The organism is Vibrio ichthyoenteri ATCC 700023 (genome assembly GCF_000222605.1).
Lineage (GTDB): Bacteria > Pseudomonadota > Gammaproteobacteria > Enterobacterales > Vibrionaceae > Vibrio > Vibrio ichthyoenteri.
In genome coordinates this window covers 1-14,184 of the sequence record NZ_AFWF01000003.1, presented here as the reverse complement: position 1 = coordinate 14,184, position 14,184 = coordinate 1, and the positions used below count along the sequence as shown (strand labels likewise).

Genomic DNA, 14,184 nt, shown 5'->3' with positions numbered 1-14,184 from the left:
TCCTTTAGCTGTCTATAGAGATTTCAGTGTACCTTTTGGTAGCACTGCTGAAACGAAGTCTTTCTTGATAACAACTTCGTTATTCGCGTTAAGCTCGATTGTGATGAAATCGTTGTCTTCAGAGATTTTAGTGATTTTACCCACTAGGCCACCGCTAGTTAGAACTTCATCACCTTTGCCCATTGAAGACATAAGGTTCTTGTGCTCTTTAACACGCTTAGATTGTGGACGGTAGATCATGAAGTAAAAGATCACCGCGAACATCGCAAGCATGATAATCATTTCAAAACCGCCACCAGGTGCGCCTTCAGTAGCTGCATGAGCTTGAGAAATAAACATGAAAATATCCTCTATTATTTTTTTTGATTATCCAACAAATTGGGCTAAGGCCTTATATATTCAAGCGTGTGACTCTGTAATAGAGATCGTACTCTCAAAAATAGTGAGCTTTTGCTCATTTGTTAGGCTGACACGCCGTTTGAGTCCGGAGATGTCGCCATTAATAAAAGCCTCAGGATTATATCCTAAGGCTTGAATTGATTACTGTTTGCCAATCGGCGGTACTTCACGATTGCGACGAGCATAAAACTCTTCAACAAACTGGTCGAAGCGATCTTCGTCAATCGCGGTACGAATGCTTTCCATCAGACGTTGGTAGTAACGTAAGTTATGGATCGTATTCAAACGTGCACCCAGAATTTCATTACAACGATCTAGGTGGTGTAAGTACACCTTTGAGTAGTTCTTACAAGTGTAACAGTCACACTGTGGATCTAATGGTGTTGTATCTGTTTTATGTGTCGCATTACGGATCTTGATCACACCACCAGTCACAAATAGGTGACCATTTCGTGCGTTACGCGTTGGCATTACACAGTCGAACATATCGATACCACGGCGTACACCTTCTACTAAATCTTCCGGTTTGCCAACACCCATTAAGTAACGAGGTTTGTCTTCAGGAAGTTGTGGGCAGGTGTGTTCAAGAATACGGTGCATGTCTTCTTTTGGTTCGCCTACTGCTAGACCACCAACCGCATAGCCGTCGTAACCAATTTCAGTTAGACCTTTTACCGACACATCACGCAGATCTTCGTACACGCCACCTTGAACAATACCAAATAGGCTGTTCGGGTTTTCGAGCTTGTCGAAATGGTCACGTGAACGTTGTGCCCAACGTAGCGACATTTCCATCGATTTTTTCGCTTCATCGTGTGTCGCTGGGTATGGCGTACACTCGTCAAAGATCATCACGATGTCTGAACCTAAATCTTTTTGGATTTCCATCGACTTTTCTGCGTCCATGAAAATCTTGTCACCGTTTACCGGGCTGCGGAAGTGCACACCCTCTTCAGTGATTTTACGCATCTTGCCTAGGCTGAATACTTGGAAACCGCCTGAATCGGTCAAGATAGGACCTTGCCAGTTCATAAAATCGTGCAAGTCACCGTGCATTTTCATCACTTCTTGACCAGGGCGTAGCCATAGGTGGAAAGTGTTGCCTAGCAGAATTTCTGCGCCGGTCTCTTTTACTTCTTCCGGCGTCATACCTTTAACAGTACCGTAAGTACCGACTGGCATAAATGCTGGGGTTTGTACCGTACCACGTTCAAAGGTCAACTGACCACGACGTGCTACGCCATCTTTTTTCTTAAGATCAAATTTTAACTTCACGAAGCCTCCAATGTCAGAGAAACAGTCTGACAAGATGTTCGGGGTAATCCCCATTAAGGGAGCGGTCGCCTTCCATGCGAGATGCAATCCAGCCTTCTGGTCTGCTTCCTAGCGTACTGCTAGCACTCGTAAATTGTTTCCAGCCCATCGCTGAAAATAAGAGATTCCTTACTCATTCGTCCCACACTCTAAGGAATGACATTGTTAGCTTTTGAAACAAAAATTTGTCATTCCTGAATTGAGGCACGAGAGTTCAGGAATCTCTCAACGTAATTTATACCGTTTTCTTCTCGATAAACATCGAATCACCATAGCTAAAGAAGCGATAATGATTGTCTACCGCATGCTGATAGGCATTCATGGTATTTTCATAACCGGCAAATGCGCTCACCAACATAATCAAAGTCGACTCTGGTAAGTGGAAGTTGGTGATCAAACAATCCACTAACTGATATTCATAACCAGGGAAGATGAAAATTTCTGTATCACCAAAGAATGGTACCAAATCGGTACCGTTTTTCAGCGCATCTTGCGCAGCACTTTCTAGTGAACGTACTGATGTGGTACCCACGGCAATCACTCGACCACCACGTGCTTTGGTTGCATTGATTGCATCCACCACTTCTTGAGTTACTTCGACGTATTCTGCGTGCATATGGTGATCGTGGATGTTGTCCACTTTCACTGGCTGGAATGTGCCCGCGCCCACATGCAGAGTGACGTAAGCAAGTTCAGCGCCTTTGGCTTTGATTTTTTCTAGCAATACTTCATCAAAGTGCAAACCCGCAGTCGGGGCAGCTACGGCACCCGGCTTTTGGTTATACACCGTTTGATAGCGCTCTTTATCCGCATCTTCGTCAGGACGATCGATATAAGGCGGCAAAGGCATATGACCGATTTGCTCAAGGATTTCTAACACCGTTTGGTCTGAATTAAATTTCAGCTCAAATAAGGCGTCATGACGCGCGACCATTTCCGCTGAAAACTCATCGTTTTCACCTAATAAAATCACCGTGCCCGGTTTTGGTGATTTGGAACAGCGAACATGGGCAAGGATGCTTTTGGTATCCAGCATGCGCTCCACTAACACTTCCAGTTTACCGCCTGATGCTTTGCGGCCAAACATACGTGCTGGGATCACTCGAGTATTGTTGAATACGACTAAGTCACCGGCTTCAATATGGCCTAGCACATCGGTAAAGATACCATCGACGAGCTCGCCACTATTGCCATTCATTTGCAGCAAACGGCTAGAAGTACGCTCCGGTTGAGGGTAGCGGGCAATCAGTTCATCAGGAAGGTCAAAATGGAAATCAGATACTTGCATGTGCTTTGTCTTAATCGGTTGAACAAGGAGATGTTGCGAAGGTTTTTTCGCAGCCGACTAGTATATGCGGAGAAGGTTTAATAGCAAGGAGAGATGTTGCAATCCCACCCGTTCAGTAAAGATTTGTGGACACGTAACGCCAATGTCTAAGTGATTAATTTATCGAATAGATGGCGCTTTAGCGACGAATGTAACAAAATGTTTCTCAAATCATAAAAGTAGCAATGAGAACAACATTTAATACTTGCAGTCAAAGATTTAAATTGGTGGTAAAAATGACCTTAAAGCAGCAACTCACATACGGATTTGGAAGCATTATCCTTTTGCTTCTCATTACCTCATCTCTCTCACTTTATCGCTTTAGTGATACGAGCGAAGGATTTGGCACTTACCGTAATCTCGCATTGGCCAGCGTCAACAGTGGTCGAATCCAAGCCAATTTACTTGAAGCCCGCCTTGCCGTAGACACATACATCAAAGATCAAGACAGCAACAGCTTGAAACAATTTCAGCAACGCGTGCAATCAACGCTCAGCTTAATCGATCAAACCACACGCCTAAAATTGCAAAATGCTCACATCAGCGAATTCAACGCGATTCAGTCTCAAGTGCAGCAGTATCAAGATCAATTTAACCGTGTCGTGACACTCATCCAACAGCGCAACAGCTTAGTCAACAACACGCTCGATCCCAGCGGCCTCGCAATGCGCAATGAGTTGAAGCAGATGATCGAAACTGCTCATCAAAACGGTGAAAATGACCTCGCCCGCTATGCGAGCGAACTGCAAGAGAGCGTTTTGATGGCTCGCCTATACGCAGCAAAATTCCTGATCAATAACAGCGCACAAGATGCCGACTTTGCCAACCAACAGTTTGCCACGATTGAAAATCGTCAACACGCAGTTCAACGCTACTTACACTCTTCGCAACAGCAAACGCAATTCAAACAGTACCAACAAGCCTTCAACGACTATACCGGCGCCTTTGCCAAAATAGTGACGACCATTAATCAACGCAACCAAATCGTAGAGAAGCAACTCAACACGCTTGGCGCTCAATCAGCGCACTCAGTAGAAAACATCAAACTGGCAACCAAGAAAGAACAAGATAGCGTTGGCCCAAATATGGTTGCATCACTTGCCAGCGCCGAAACCATTACTCTTTGGTTAGCCGCGCTTTCAACCTTAATCGCGCTTACAGTCGCCTACTTTATCTACCGTAATATTAACCGCGTGGTCGGTGGCGAACCCACTGAAATTCAACAATTGGTACAAGATGTATCTCAAGGCGATCTCTCTAGCCACATCACGACTACAGGTAATGAGAGCGGCATTTACGCCAATATTATCGAAATGCGTAGAGAGCTACGTCGTATTATCGATGGTTTCCATTCGATATCAGACAGCGTCTCTTCCGCATCGGTTGAACTTGCCGCGGTCATGACCCAAACCGAAGCCAATGCGCAACAAGAGCTAAGCCAAGTTGAACAAATCGCCACGGCGATCAACGAACTATCAAGTACTTCATCAGAAGTAAGCCACAACGCAGCCTCAGCAGAACACGCAGCATCAGGGGCAACAGATAACGTCCAAAGTGGCCAAGCCGCCCTGCGTTCATCTGACGAAGTATCGCGTAAAGTGGAACATTCGATTGAAGAAACCACCAGCATTGTTAACCAGCTACGCGATTACTCAATTGAAATTGGCACTGTAGTGGAAGTGATTAATACAATTTCTGAACAAACCAACCTACTGGCACTTAACGCGGCGATTGAAGCCGCTCGAGCTGGTGAGCAAGGGCGAGGCTTTGCGGTTGTGGCGGATGAAGTTCGTTCTTTGGCGGCTAAAACGCAACAATCAACAGTAGACATCCAAGAGATCATCTCGCGCCTACAAACCCAAGCTGAGCAGGCCAATAAATTCATGAGCACCAACATGGCGTTGGTCGAAGACTCACGGGCAATCAGTGTTCAATTAGGTGATTCGTTTGTCGCGATAGCCCAATCAGTGAAGCAAATTTCAGATATGAATACCCACGTCGCAACTGCATCTGAAGAGCAATCTTGTGTCACCCAAGATATCTCGGAAAACGTCAGCATTGCGTTTGAGATCGTCAATCAAAATGTGTTAGGTGTCCAAGAAAGCCAAAAGGCAAGCGAAGAACTCTCGCACCTCGCCGCTCAACAAAAAGAACTGCTTGGATTTTTCAAGTTGTAAACTCATTGGCTGGGCATTGCTGCAGACGATGATGTAACAAACACCCATCCTATGATGGGTGTTTTTTTGCCCAAAGATAACGTTCTAATCGATAAGTTGCTTGGAAGATTAAGCCCATATTATTCACCGACCAATTGAACGTAATAGCACTGTACAAATTTCCTTACTATTAAAGTGGATATTTTAATAGGAAAACGGTGCCCGCTCCCAAAAACATTTGCCATTTATTCCTATAGTAACAGTAACAAGAGATACCTTTACGCTCACCCTCGGCGTAGATCAATTAGGAGGCCACTATGATAAAAGTCGAAGACATGATGACTCGTAGCCCACACACCTTATTACGCTCTCATCAATTACTAGATGCTAAACACATTATGGAAGCATTGGATATTCGCCATGTTCCGGTTGTGGATGCAGAACGTCGTTTGCTAGGCATTATTTCGCAACGTGATTTACTCGCGGCACAAGAGTCTAGCCTACAAGAAATACCAGAAAATCAATCCTTCACTCTGAGCACACCGTTGTATGAAATCATGCGTACCAACGTCATGACTGTCACACCGAAAGCGGGGTTAAAAGAAACCGCCATTTATATGCAAAAGCATAAAGTAGGCTGCCTACCGGTTGTCGAAAAAGGCCATTTAGTCGGTATTATTACTGACAGTGATTTTGTCGGTATTGCAATTAACTTACTGGAGTTGCAAGAAGAAGCTGAGCCGGAAGAGATCGAGGAATAATTACGCGTAACAACAGATGAAAAAAAAAGAGCGACCCGCGCCGCTCAAAGAACATCAAAAATCTATGTTTAACAAATTCATGCCTAAGTGGTTACTTCAGTGGTTGCTAATTTAGTCATAGCGATTACTGTTTAACGACTTACGTTGTTACTAGGGGGTGTTTCTATGTAAGGAACATTCACCTACCAAATAGCCTTTCGCAGAGGGCTAAATGGCAGGCTATAGCGATTAAAGCTTCAATGATCCTAAGTGCATATCTGGAGTAATGACCAAGGTTAAAGCTTTAACGCTAATACGGCTTAAAACTGATCTTCTTCCGTCGATCCGGTCAAGGCCGTTACCGATGAGTTACCACCTTGAATGGTGTTAGTCATCTTATCGAAGTAGCCAGTACCCACTTCTTGCTGGTGCGCCACAAAGGTGTACCCTTTGTCAGCTGCTTCGAATTCTGGTCGCTGAACTTTCTCCACATAGTGACGCATGCCTTCACCTTGAGCATAAGCATGTGCCAGTTCAAACATGTTGAACCACATGTTATGGATACCTGCCAACGTAATAAATTGATATTTGTACCCCATGTCAGACAGCGCTTGCTGAAACTTGGCGATGGTTTCTGAATCGAGGTTTTTCTCCCAGTTAAACGATGGCGAACAGTTATAAGCCAACAATTGATCTGGGTATTCGGCATGAATTACTTCGGCAAATTTGCGTGCTTCTTCAAGACATGGCTTGGCGGTTTCACACCAAATCAGGTCGGCGTATGGGGCATAAGCCAGACCACGAGAAATCGCTTGGTCAATACCTGCGCGAACACGATAGAAACCTTCCGCGGTGCGTTCACCTTCAATAAAATCTTTATCGTATGGGTCACAATCGGACGTCAGTAGATCCGCCGCATTGGCATCGGTACGCGCAATAACCAGCGTGGTTGTGCCCGCCACATCCGCCGCCAAACGAGCCGCCACTAACTTCTGCACCGCTTCTTGCGTCGGCACTAGGACTTTACCGCCCATATGACCACATTTCTTCACTGACGCTAATTGATCTTCAAAATGCACGCCAGCAGCGCCAGCTTCAATCATCGATTTCATCAGCTCATAAGCATTCAACACACCGCCAAAGCCCGCTTCTGCATCTGCAACGATAGGCAAGAAGTAATCAAGGCCACCCTCATCTTCCGGGCTCTTACCATTAGTCCACTGAATTTGGTCTGCACGACGGAAAGAGTTGTTAATTCGCTTCACTACCGATGGCACCGAGTCTACTGGGTAGAGTGACTGATCAGGATACATCGTTGATGCAGTGTTGTTGTCCGCCGCCACTTGCCAGCCGGACAGATAAATCGCTTCAATACCTGCTTTTGCTTGCTGTACAGCTTGCCCACCCGTAAGCGCCCCAAGACAGTTTACATAGCCTTTTTTCGCATCTCCGTTGACCAGCGACCACAGTTTATCTGCCCCACGTTGAGCAATCGTATTTTCCGGTACCATTGAGCCACGTAGATTCACAACCTCTTCTGCCGAGTAAGGACGTTTAACCTGCTTCCAGCGTGGATTACTTGCCCAATCTTGTTCAAGCGCTTCGATTTGTTGGCGTCGAGTCAATGTCATTGTTCTATCCCTCATTTAGTGCGCTGTGCGCTATTATCTTTGGCTAGTGGTACATCCTGCTCCACCAGTATTCCTTCACGTTTTTAGATTGTTTCTAATGCTTATTTGTTTCTATTACTGATTTTTTGCTCTGCTCCATCACCCATGTCTAGTCAAGATAGTCATAACCGGGAATGGTTAAGAAATTGGTTAATTCATCACTGGTGGTGAGTTTCGCCATCAGTTGCGCCGCCTCAGTAAAGCGCCCCGCTTGATATCTCGCGTCACCCACTTCTTGTTTTACCACCTCGATTTCTTCACTAAGATATTGTTCAAATAGTGCTTTAGTCACCACTTGGCCATTATCAAGATCTTTGCCATGTTGAATCCATTGCCATATTGAAGCGCGAGAAATTTCTGCGGTGGCAGCGTCTTCCATCAAGCCATAGATCGGTACACAACCATTGCCCGAGATCCACGCTTCAATGTATTGCAAAGCCACGCGAATGTTGTGACGCATGCCCTGCTCGCTTCTCACGCCATCACAGGGAGCCAGTAACTGCTCGGCAGTGATGGGGGCATCATCCACACGGCTAATATCCAATTGGTTGTTGCGCTCTCCCAGCACCTGGCTAAATACGTCCATGGCCGTATCCGCTAGGCCAGGGTGAGCCACCCAAGTCCCATCGTGCCCGTTGTTTGCTTCTAACGATTTATCGTTATAAATTTTGTCGAGCACTTGCTGGTTTTGCCCCGGATCTTTTGCTGGGATGAAGGCAGCCATTCCACCCATAGCAAAAGCGCCGCGTTTGTGACAGGTTCGCACCAAAAGACGCGAATAAGCGTTGAGAAATGGCTTTTCCATTGTCACGACTTGTCGATCGGGTAACACTCGATCAGGGTGATTCTTCAATGTCTTAATGTAGCTAAAGATATAGTCCCAGCGACCACAATTGAGGCCAACGATATGCTCTTTCAGTGCAAAGAGTATTTCATCCATCTCAAAGACAGCGGGTAAGGTTTCAATTAACACCGTCGCTTTAATCGTGCCGGTATGTAAACCAAAGTACGCCTCGGTAAAATGGAACACATCGCTCCACCATTTCGCCTCATGATGCGATTGCAATTTAGGCAGATAGAAATAAGGACCACTGCCTTTTTTCAATAAGGTTTGGTAGTTGTTGTAAAAATAGAGTGCAAAATCAAACAACGCGCCGGGAATGATTTTGTCATTAAAAGTGACGTGTTTTTCTTTAAGGTGTAAGCCACGAACGCGACAAATCAACACCGCAGGATCGGGCTGTAAATCATACTGCTTGCCATTGTTTTCATTGGTATAACTAATCGAACCTAAATTGGCATCACGCAGATTAATTTGACCATCCAACACTTTTCCCCATGCCGGAGACATAGAATCTTCAAAGTCGGCCATAAACACTTTTACATTGGCATTTAACGCGTTAATCACCATTTTGCGATCCGTTGGACCGGTAATTTCAACCCGACGATCTTGTAAATCACCCGGAATACCGAGAATTTTCCAACTCCCTTCTCGAATGTCTTGTGTCTCTGGCAGAAAATCAGGCAGTTCACCGCTATCGATTCGCGCTTGTTGATGCTCTCTGGCTTCAAGCAAGCTATCAATACGACCAGCAAACTGATGGCACAGTAGCGCGAGAAAGGTTTGCGCTGCTTGAGGGTAAATCGCTTGATGCTGCGAGTTAACCTCTCCGTTAGTGGCGAGTTGAGATAAAAACTCTTGGGCTTCCAATACGGATTTTGTCTGTTCAGGCATTTGAGCAAGCATGATTTCTTCCTTTAAATCTTGAGAGCAAAGCGGACAACGCGTTACTTTCATTTGTAATTATCAGACTACATTTTTATTTATCACTTCCGATGTTCATTATGTCTTTAGCGTGTCGTTTGATATTACTTTTCAATACTTTTTGCACGTTAACAATCTAGACATAGGTCTTACAAAACCTTTATTTAACTTACATGACAGCTAGGCTCAGCAAAACCCCAAATAGGAAGTTTGAAGTTTTATTCGGTTAGCTTTAACTCATTGAATTAAGACCACAAGATGTATGTAGTTACGTAATTAATTTACAGTGAAAATGAAGATGTAAAATCAATTCAAACAGACGTTTGAATTATTAAATAGGTAACTTTGTTATTTATAAACAATGGCTTAAATAAGAGTAAAGAAAGGGATTTAAACAGTGAACGGAATGGGTTTTGTGAAATTAACAGTGTGCAATTTCACTATTTAATGAAAGCTTCAAAAATAATTCTCTGTAAAATTTCACAAGTCAAATCACACTAACAGAATTAAATACTAAAAAACGCGCTATAAATAGCGCGTTAATATAGTTAATCGCCCGGACGTCGGCTAATACCAACCGCTATAGTAGCTCAGAAACAACATCTGCTAATTGGTTAAAAGTACTCACACGTGACGAACTTGGTCGCCAAACCAGACCAATATGACGATGAGCTTGCTGCCCTGGGGGATCAACCACCAGCAAATTCTGATTCTCGATCAAACCATGATCGATCGCCATTTGCGGAATAAACGTCGTACCCAGACCGTTTGCTACCATCTGCACAAGGGTATGCAAACTCGTAGCAGAAAATGGGTTTATCTTCTCTTTAGCCGTCAATTGGCAAGCTGACACAGCATGTTCAGTCAAGCAATGTTCGCGTTCCAGCAAGAAAACGAATTCATTCGGCAGGTCATCGTAATGAATTGGCACTTTTATCGTCTCAGCTTGATTGCGACTGATAATCATACGAAAAGGATCACTGCCAACAATGCGGCTGTGCATACCATCAATATCAACCGGTAATGCCAAAATCAACACATCCAAATCACCGTGACGTAATGCGGCCAATAGGTTGGTTGTGGTGTCTTCACGTAACAGCATATTGAGGCGAGGAAAACGCTGGTTAACTTCCTGCACGAGATTACACAGTAAGAAAGGCGCAATAGTAGGAATACAACCAACACGCAGTTGTCCTTCCATTTCAGCACCTTGGCATACTCGCCCTAGCTCAATCAAATCTTGACCTTTAGCCAGTAAGTCACGGCCTTGCTGCACCACTAACTCTCCAGCTTGGGTAAAAACCAACGGGCTTTTTTTGTCTTTCTTTTCATAGAGAGGACAGCCAATCAACTCTTCAAGATTTTGGATACCTTTACTGAGTGTGGACTGACTGACGAAACATTTTTCCGCCGCATCACTAAAGTGGCGAGTTTCGTGAAGAGTCACTAAATAGTGTAATTGCTTGAGACTGGGCCATTTATTCATAATTCTATCGCTAACAGTTACCTTTCTAGTGACCAAGTTAATGAATCAAAGTTTTATCGCTTTTTTCGATTAACTTAATCTATTTAATTCGCTTTTTTCAATAGTACAATCTGTACTATAGTTTGTCCCGTACAAACAAGGACCAAATCAAAATCAATCAATTGGTTTGGAACATACCAAAATTTTTAGGAGCAAAAAAATGGTACTAGTAGGTCGTCAAGCCCCTGACTTTACTGCAGCAGCTGTTCTAGGTAACGGTGAGATCGTTGATAACTTCAACTTTGCAGAATTCACTAAAGGTAAGAAAGCGGTTGTTTTCTTCTACCCACTAGATTTCACGTTCGTTTGCCCATCTGAGCTAATCGCTTTCGATAACCGTCTAGCTGATTTCCAAGCTAAAGGCGTTGAAGTTATCGGTGTTTCTATCGATTCTCAGTTCTCTCACAACGCATGGCGTAACACTGCTATCGCTGATGGCGGTATCGGTCAAGTTAAGTACCCACTAGTTGCTGACGTTAAACACGAAATCTGTAAAGCATACGATGTAGAGCACCCAGAAGCTGGCGTTGCTTTCCGTGGTTCTTTCCTAATCGACGAAGACGGTCTTGTACGTCACCAAGTTGTGAACGACCTACCTCTAGGCCGTAACATCGACGAAATGCTACGTATGGTTGACGCACTAAACTTCCACCAGAAGCACGGTGAAGTTTGCCCAGCACAATGGGAAGAAGGCAAAGCAGGTATGGACGCATCACCTAAAGGTGTAGCAGCGTTCCTATCTGAGCACTCAGCTGACCTAGCTAAGTAATTTAGCCAGCAAGGCAAATTGAGTTAAGTAATTAGCTCACTATTACCCCCGCTCAACGGGTAATCGGTTGGACCAATAAAGCATAAGCGCGAAAAGCGCAGCGCCAATCAGTAATAGTAAAGTCTCAAGTAAAAGCCCGATGCATCGCATCGGGCTTTTTTATTGTCACCATAACCTTCACGGTGTGATCCTATATAGTCATTTACCTATAGCGCAGTGGGTTTTTAGTGCAACTTGGTCTATAAAACCAATTGTAGATCACACTTTATCAGCGTTATGATGCCCACACGGTGATGGGGTTCCACCGTGATCTTTCGATCAAAACCGCACTAAGCTGATGACTCCTACAGAAACGAAAACAGGTCTGCCTGTTGGATTAGACACAACACAAATGTGCCTAAACGAGTTCTGTAGTGAGCAAGCTAACTCTCTTCCAACCCCACCTGTTTTCTCAATAATATTTAACGACATTCGCAACTGTGGCTGCTCGATATAAGCTTTTGGCTTACATTTCGATGACTGACCGGATGTCATACACTGGGAAAACACGATGCAATATTCTCACGAAATCCAATCTATGTGTCCGATTCAGCGTGGTGATTTACACGCCTCTGCGCCAATCCCTATTGAAGGGGCAATGATCAATCCAAAAGAGGTTATTGCTATTTCCGGCCTCAGCCACGGCGTAGGCGCCTGTGCCCCGCAACAAGGAGCAGCTAAGCTCACTCTCAATGTCAAACAAGGCATTATTGAAGAGGCGCTGATTGAAACTATCGGCTGTTCAGGCATGACTCAATCTGCCGCGATGGCAGCAGAGATCCTCACCGGTAAAACCATCCTTGAAGCACTCAATACCGATTTAGTTTGTGACGCGATCAATGTCGCCATGCGTGAAATTTTCCTTCAGTTTGTTTATGGCCGCAGCCAATCCGCCTTCTCCGAAGGTGGGCTTGACATCGGTGCCGCTTTAGAAGATTTAGGCCAGACTCAGCGCAGCCAAGTCGGCACCAGCTATGCAACCAAAGCAAAAGGCGTTCGCTATATGGAATTAGCGGAAGGCTATGTGACCCAATTGGCGTTAGATGACCATCGGGAAGTAATTGGCTACCAATACCTCAATCTTGGCAAAATGATGAAAGCCATCAATGAAGGCATCGCCGCAGATAAAGCAGCGCTAGCGGCTACGGGGACTTACGGCCGTTTTGATGAAGCCGTGACCACCATTAACCCACGCCAAGCTTAATTCGAGGAGAAGCACATGAATACTCAATACACCCCAGCAATGACGCAATTACTTAACGAAATGCAATTAGCTTCGGTGCAAGAAGCGCAGCAATATTGCCTCTCTCACGGCATAGATGCCAAAGCCTTGGTGTTAGATACCCAACCTATCGCATTTGAAAGCGCAGCCGAAGCCTATGCTCTTGGCACTGCACTAGCGATCTACCGCCAAGCATCAACGGCTGAACAGGCGGCGCTCATTATCGGTGAAGGCTTGCAAGCAGTGACGAAATCTGGAAGTGTGGCGGAACAGCGCCAAGTCGGCATAGGTCATGGTGAACTGGCCGCGCGCTTACTCAATGAACAGAGCCAATGCTTTGCATTTTTAGCAGGCCATGAATCTTTTGCCGCAGCAGAAGGTGCGATTAAAATTGCTCTTAACGTCAATAAATCTCGTCAATCACCACTTAAAGTGATTCTTAATGGTCTGGGCAAAGATGCCGCATATTTAATTTCACGCATAAATGGTTTTACCTATGTACGTACTCAGTTTGACTACCAAACCGGTGAGCTGAACGAAGTTGAACGTCGCCGTTTTTCTCAAGGTCCACGCGGTGAGATTTTATGCTACGGCGCTGATGATGTACGTGAAGGGGTTGCGATCATGCACCGTGAGCAGGTGGATGTCAGCATTACCGGTAATTCAACCAACCCAACCCGCTTTCAGCATCCTGTCGCAGGTATCTATAAAACAGAGCGTAACCGTGAGGGATTAGCCTATTTCTCGGTCGCATCCGGTGGTGGTACGGGTCGCACTCTGCACCCAGATAACGTTGCCGCTGGCCCAGCCTCTTATGGTATGACAGATACCATGGGCCGCATGCACGCTGATGCGCAATTTGCCGGTAGTTCTTCAGTGCCAGCACACGTTGCCATGATGGGCTTTATCGGCATGGGCAACAATCCAATGGTCGGCGCAACCGTCGCTCTTGCTGTAGCGGTCAGCGAATTAAAACTGCAAGCCGCTTAGTCCACGACTACCCCCTAAAAGGTAGAGCAGCCTTTCGCTGCTCTACACTGTATCACTCTCCACTCCTCTATCTTCGTGCTTATCTTTATCTTGGTGGCTAGCTTTTCATTTATCTTCTGTTCTCTCCCAACTCTCGACGATTGCACGCTTCTTCTTCTTCTTCTTCTTCTTCTTCTTCTTCTTCTTCTTCTTCTTCTTCTTCTTCTTCTTCTTCTTCTTCTTCTCTTCGTCGTTCTCGTCGTTCTTTCGTTCTTTCTTCTTCTTCTCT

General features: G+C 45.1%; 11 protein-coding genes and 1 riboswitch. Of the genes, 5 read left to right on the top strand and 6 right to left on the bottom strand.

The window, feature by feature from the left end:
- Positions 1-12: 12 nt before the first annotated feature.
- From yajC to queA, 3 genes are all read right to left on the bottom strand, one after another.
- Positions 13-339 carry a preprotein translocase subunit YajC gene (gene yajC / locus RH85_RS00080; protein WP_006710122.1) on the bottom strand — a complete coding sequence of 109 codons (327 nt, stop codon included), beginning with the start codon at positions 337-339 and terminating at the stop codon, positions 13-15.
- 201 nt (positions 340-540) lie between these two features.
- Positions 541-1,674, bottom strand: coding sequence for a tRNA guanosine(34) transglycosylase Tgt (tgt, locus tag RH85_RS00075; protein ID WP_039948286.1), 1,134 nt, complete (start codon positions 1,672-1,674; stop codon positions 541-543).
- A 274-nt stretch (positions 1,675-1,948) separates the two neighbouring features.
- Positions 1,949-3,001: a tRNA preQ1(34) S-adenosylmethionine ribosyltransferase-isomerase QueA gene (gene queA / locus RH85_RS00070; protein ID WP_006710120.1), complete on the bottom strand. Its 1,053-nt coding sequence runs from the start codon at positions 2,999-3,001 to the stop codon at positions 1,949-1,951.
- A 275-nt stretch (positions 3,002-3,276) separates the two neighbouring features.
- On the opposite strand from queA, the gene RH85_RS00065 reads away from it, so the two are divergent.
- Both RH85_RS00065 and RH85_RS00060 read left to right on the top strand, forming a co-directional pair.
- Positions 3,277-5,217, top strand: coding sequence for a methyl-accepting chemotaxis protein (locus RH85_RS00065; protein ID WP_006710119.1), 1,941 nt, complete (start codon positions 3,277-3,279; stop codon positions 5,215-5,217).
- Between the two features lie 296 nt (positions 5,218-5,513).
- The gene (locus tag RH85_RS00060; RefSeq protein WP_006710118.1) at positions 5,514-5,957 is read left to right on the top strand and encodes a CBS domain-containing protein; all 444 of its coding nucleotides are present in this window, start codon (positions 5,514-5,516) and stop codon (positions 5,955-5,957) included.
- Positions 5,958-6,256: 299 nt separating this feature from the next.
- Here RH85_RS00060 and aceA read toward each other — a convergent pair whose 3' ends face one another.
- The 3 genes from aceA to RH85_RS00045 form a co-directional block, all read right to left on the bottom strand.
- Positions 6,257-7,567, bottom strand: coding sequence for an isocitrate lyase (gene aceA / locus RH85_RS00055; protein WP_006710116.1), 1,311 nt, complete (start codon positions 7,565-7,567; stop codon positions 6,257-6,259).
- A 148-nt stretch (positions 7,568-7,715) separates the two neighbouring features.
- Positions 7,716-9,353 (bottom strand): malate synthase A, encoded by a 1,638-nt coding sequence (gene aceB / locus RH85_RS00050; RefSeq protein ID WP_006710115.1) that lies wholly within the window; start codon positions 9,351-9,353, stop codon positions 7,716-7,718.
- Between the two features lie 598 nt (positions 9,354-9,951).
- Positions 9,952-10,857 carry a hydrogen peroxide-inducible genes activator gene (locus tag RH85_RS00045; protein ID WP_006710114.1) on the bottom strand — a complete coding sequence of 302 codons (906 nt, stop codon included), beginning with the start codon at positions 10,855-10,857 and terminating at the stop codon, positions 9,952-9,954.
- A 199-nt stretch (positions 10,858-11,056) separates the two neighbouring features.
- On the opposite strand from RH85_RS00045, the gene RH85_RS00040 reads away from it, so the two are divergent.
- The 3 genes from RH85_RS00040 to RH85_RS00030 all read left to right on the top strand — a co-directional run bounded on the left by RH85_RS00040 (position 11,057) and on the right by RH85_RS00030 (position 13,916).
- Positions 11,057-11,665 carry a peroxiredoxin C gene (locus RH85_RS00040; RefSeq protein ID WP_005594153.1) on the top strand — a complete coding sequence of 203 codons (609 nt, stop codon included), beginning with the start codon at positions 11,057-11,059 and terminating at the stop codon, positions 11,663-11,665.
- 280 nt (positions 11,666-11,945) lie between these two features.
- Positions 11,946-12,019, top strand: a riboswitch (Fluoride riboswitch).
- 196 nt (positions 12,020-12,215) lie between these two features.
- The gene (locus RH85_RS00035) at positions 12,216-12,908 is read left to right on the top strand and encodes an iron-sulfur cluster assembly scaffold protein (protein WP_006710113.1); all 693 of its coding nucleotides are present in this window, start codon (positions 12,216-12,218) and stop codon (positions 12,906-12,908) included.
- Positions 12,909-12,923: 15 nt separating this feature from the next.
- On the top strand, positions 12,924-13,916 hold the full coding sequence (locus RH85_RS00030; protein WP_006710112.1) for a GGGtGRT protein: 993 nt from the start codon (positions 12,924-12,926) through the stop codon (positions 13,914-13,916).
- Positions 13,917-14,184 lie beyond the last annotated feature (268 nt).

Bases quoted from the DNA above. Each gene is read 5' to 3' on its own strand.
- yajC (WP_006710122.1), bottom strand. From the start codon at position 339: ATGTTTATTTCTCAAGCTCATGCAGCTACTGAAGGCGCACCTGGTGGC.
- queA (WP_006710120.1), bottom strand. From the start codon at position 3,001: ATGCAAGTATCTGATTTCCATTTTGACCTTCCTGATGAACTGATTGCC.
- RH85_RS00065 (WP_006710119.1), top strand. From the start codon at position 3,277: ATGACCTTAAAGCAGCAACTCACATACGGATTTGGAAGCATTATCCTT.
- RH85_RS00060 (WP_006710118.1), top strand. From the start codon at position 5,514: ATGATAAAAGTCGAAGACATGATGACTCGTAGCCCACACACCTTATTA.
- aceA (WP_006710116.1), bottom strand. From the start codon at position 7,567: ATGACATTGACTCGACGCCAACAAATCGAAGCGCTTGAACAAGATTGG.
- aceB (WP_006710115.1), bottom strand. From the start codon at position 9,353: ATGCTTGCTCAAATGCCTGAACAGACAAAATCCGTATTGGAAGCCCAA.
- RH85_RS00045 (WP_006710114.1), bottom strand. From the start codon at position 10,857: ATGAATAAATGGCCCAGTCTCAAGCAATTACACTATTTAGTGACTCTT.
- RH85_RS00040 (WP_005594153.1), top strand. From the start codon at position 11,057: ATGGTACTAGTAGGTCGTCAAGCCCCTGACTTTACTGCAGCAGCTGTT.
- RH85_RS00035 (WP_006710113.1), top strand. From the start codon at position 12,216: ATGCAATATTCTCACGAAATCCAATCTATGTGTCCGATTCAGCGTGGT.
- RH85_RS00030 (WP_006710112.1), top strand. From the start codon at position 12,924: ATGAATACTCAATACACCCCAGCAATGACGCAATTACTTAACGAAATG.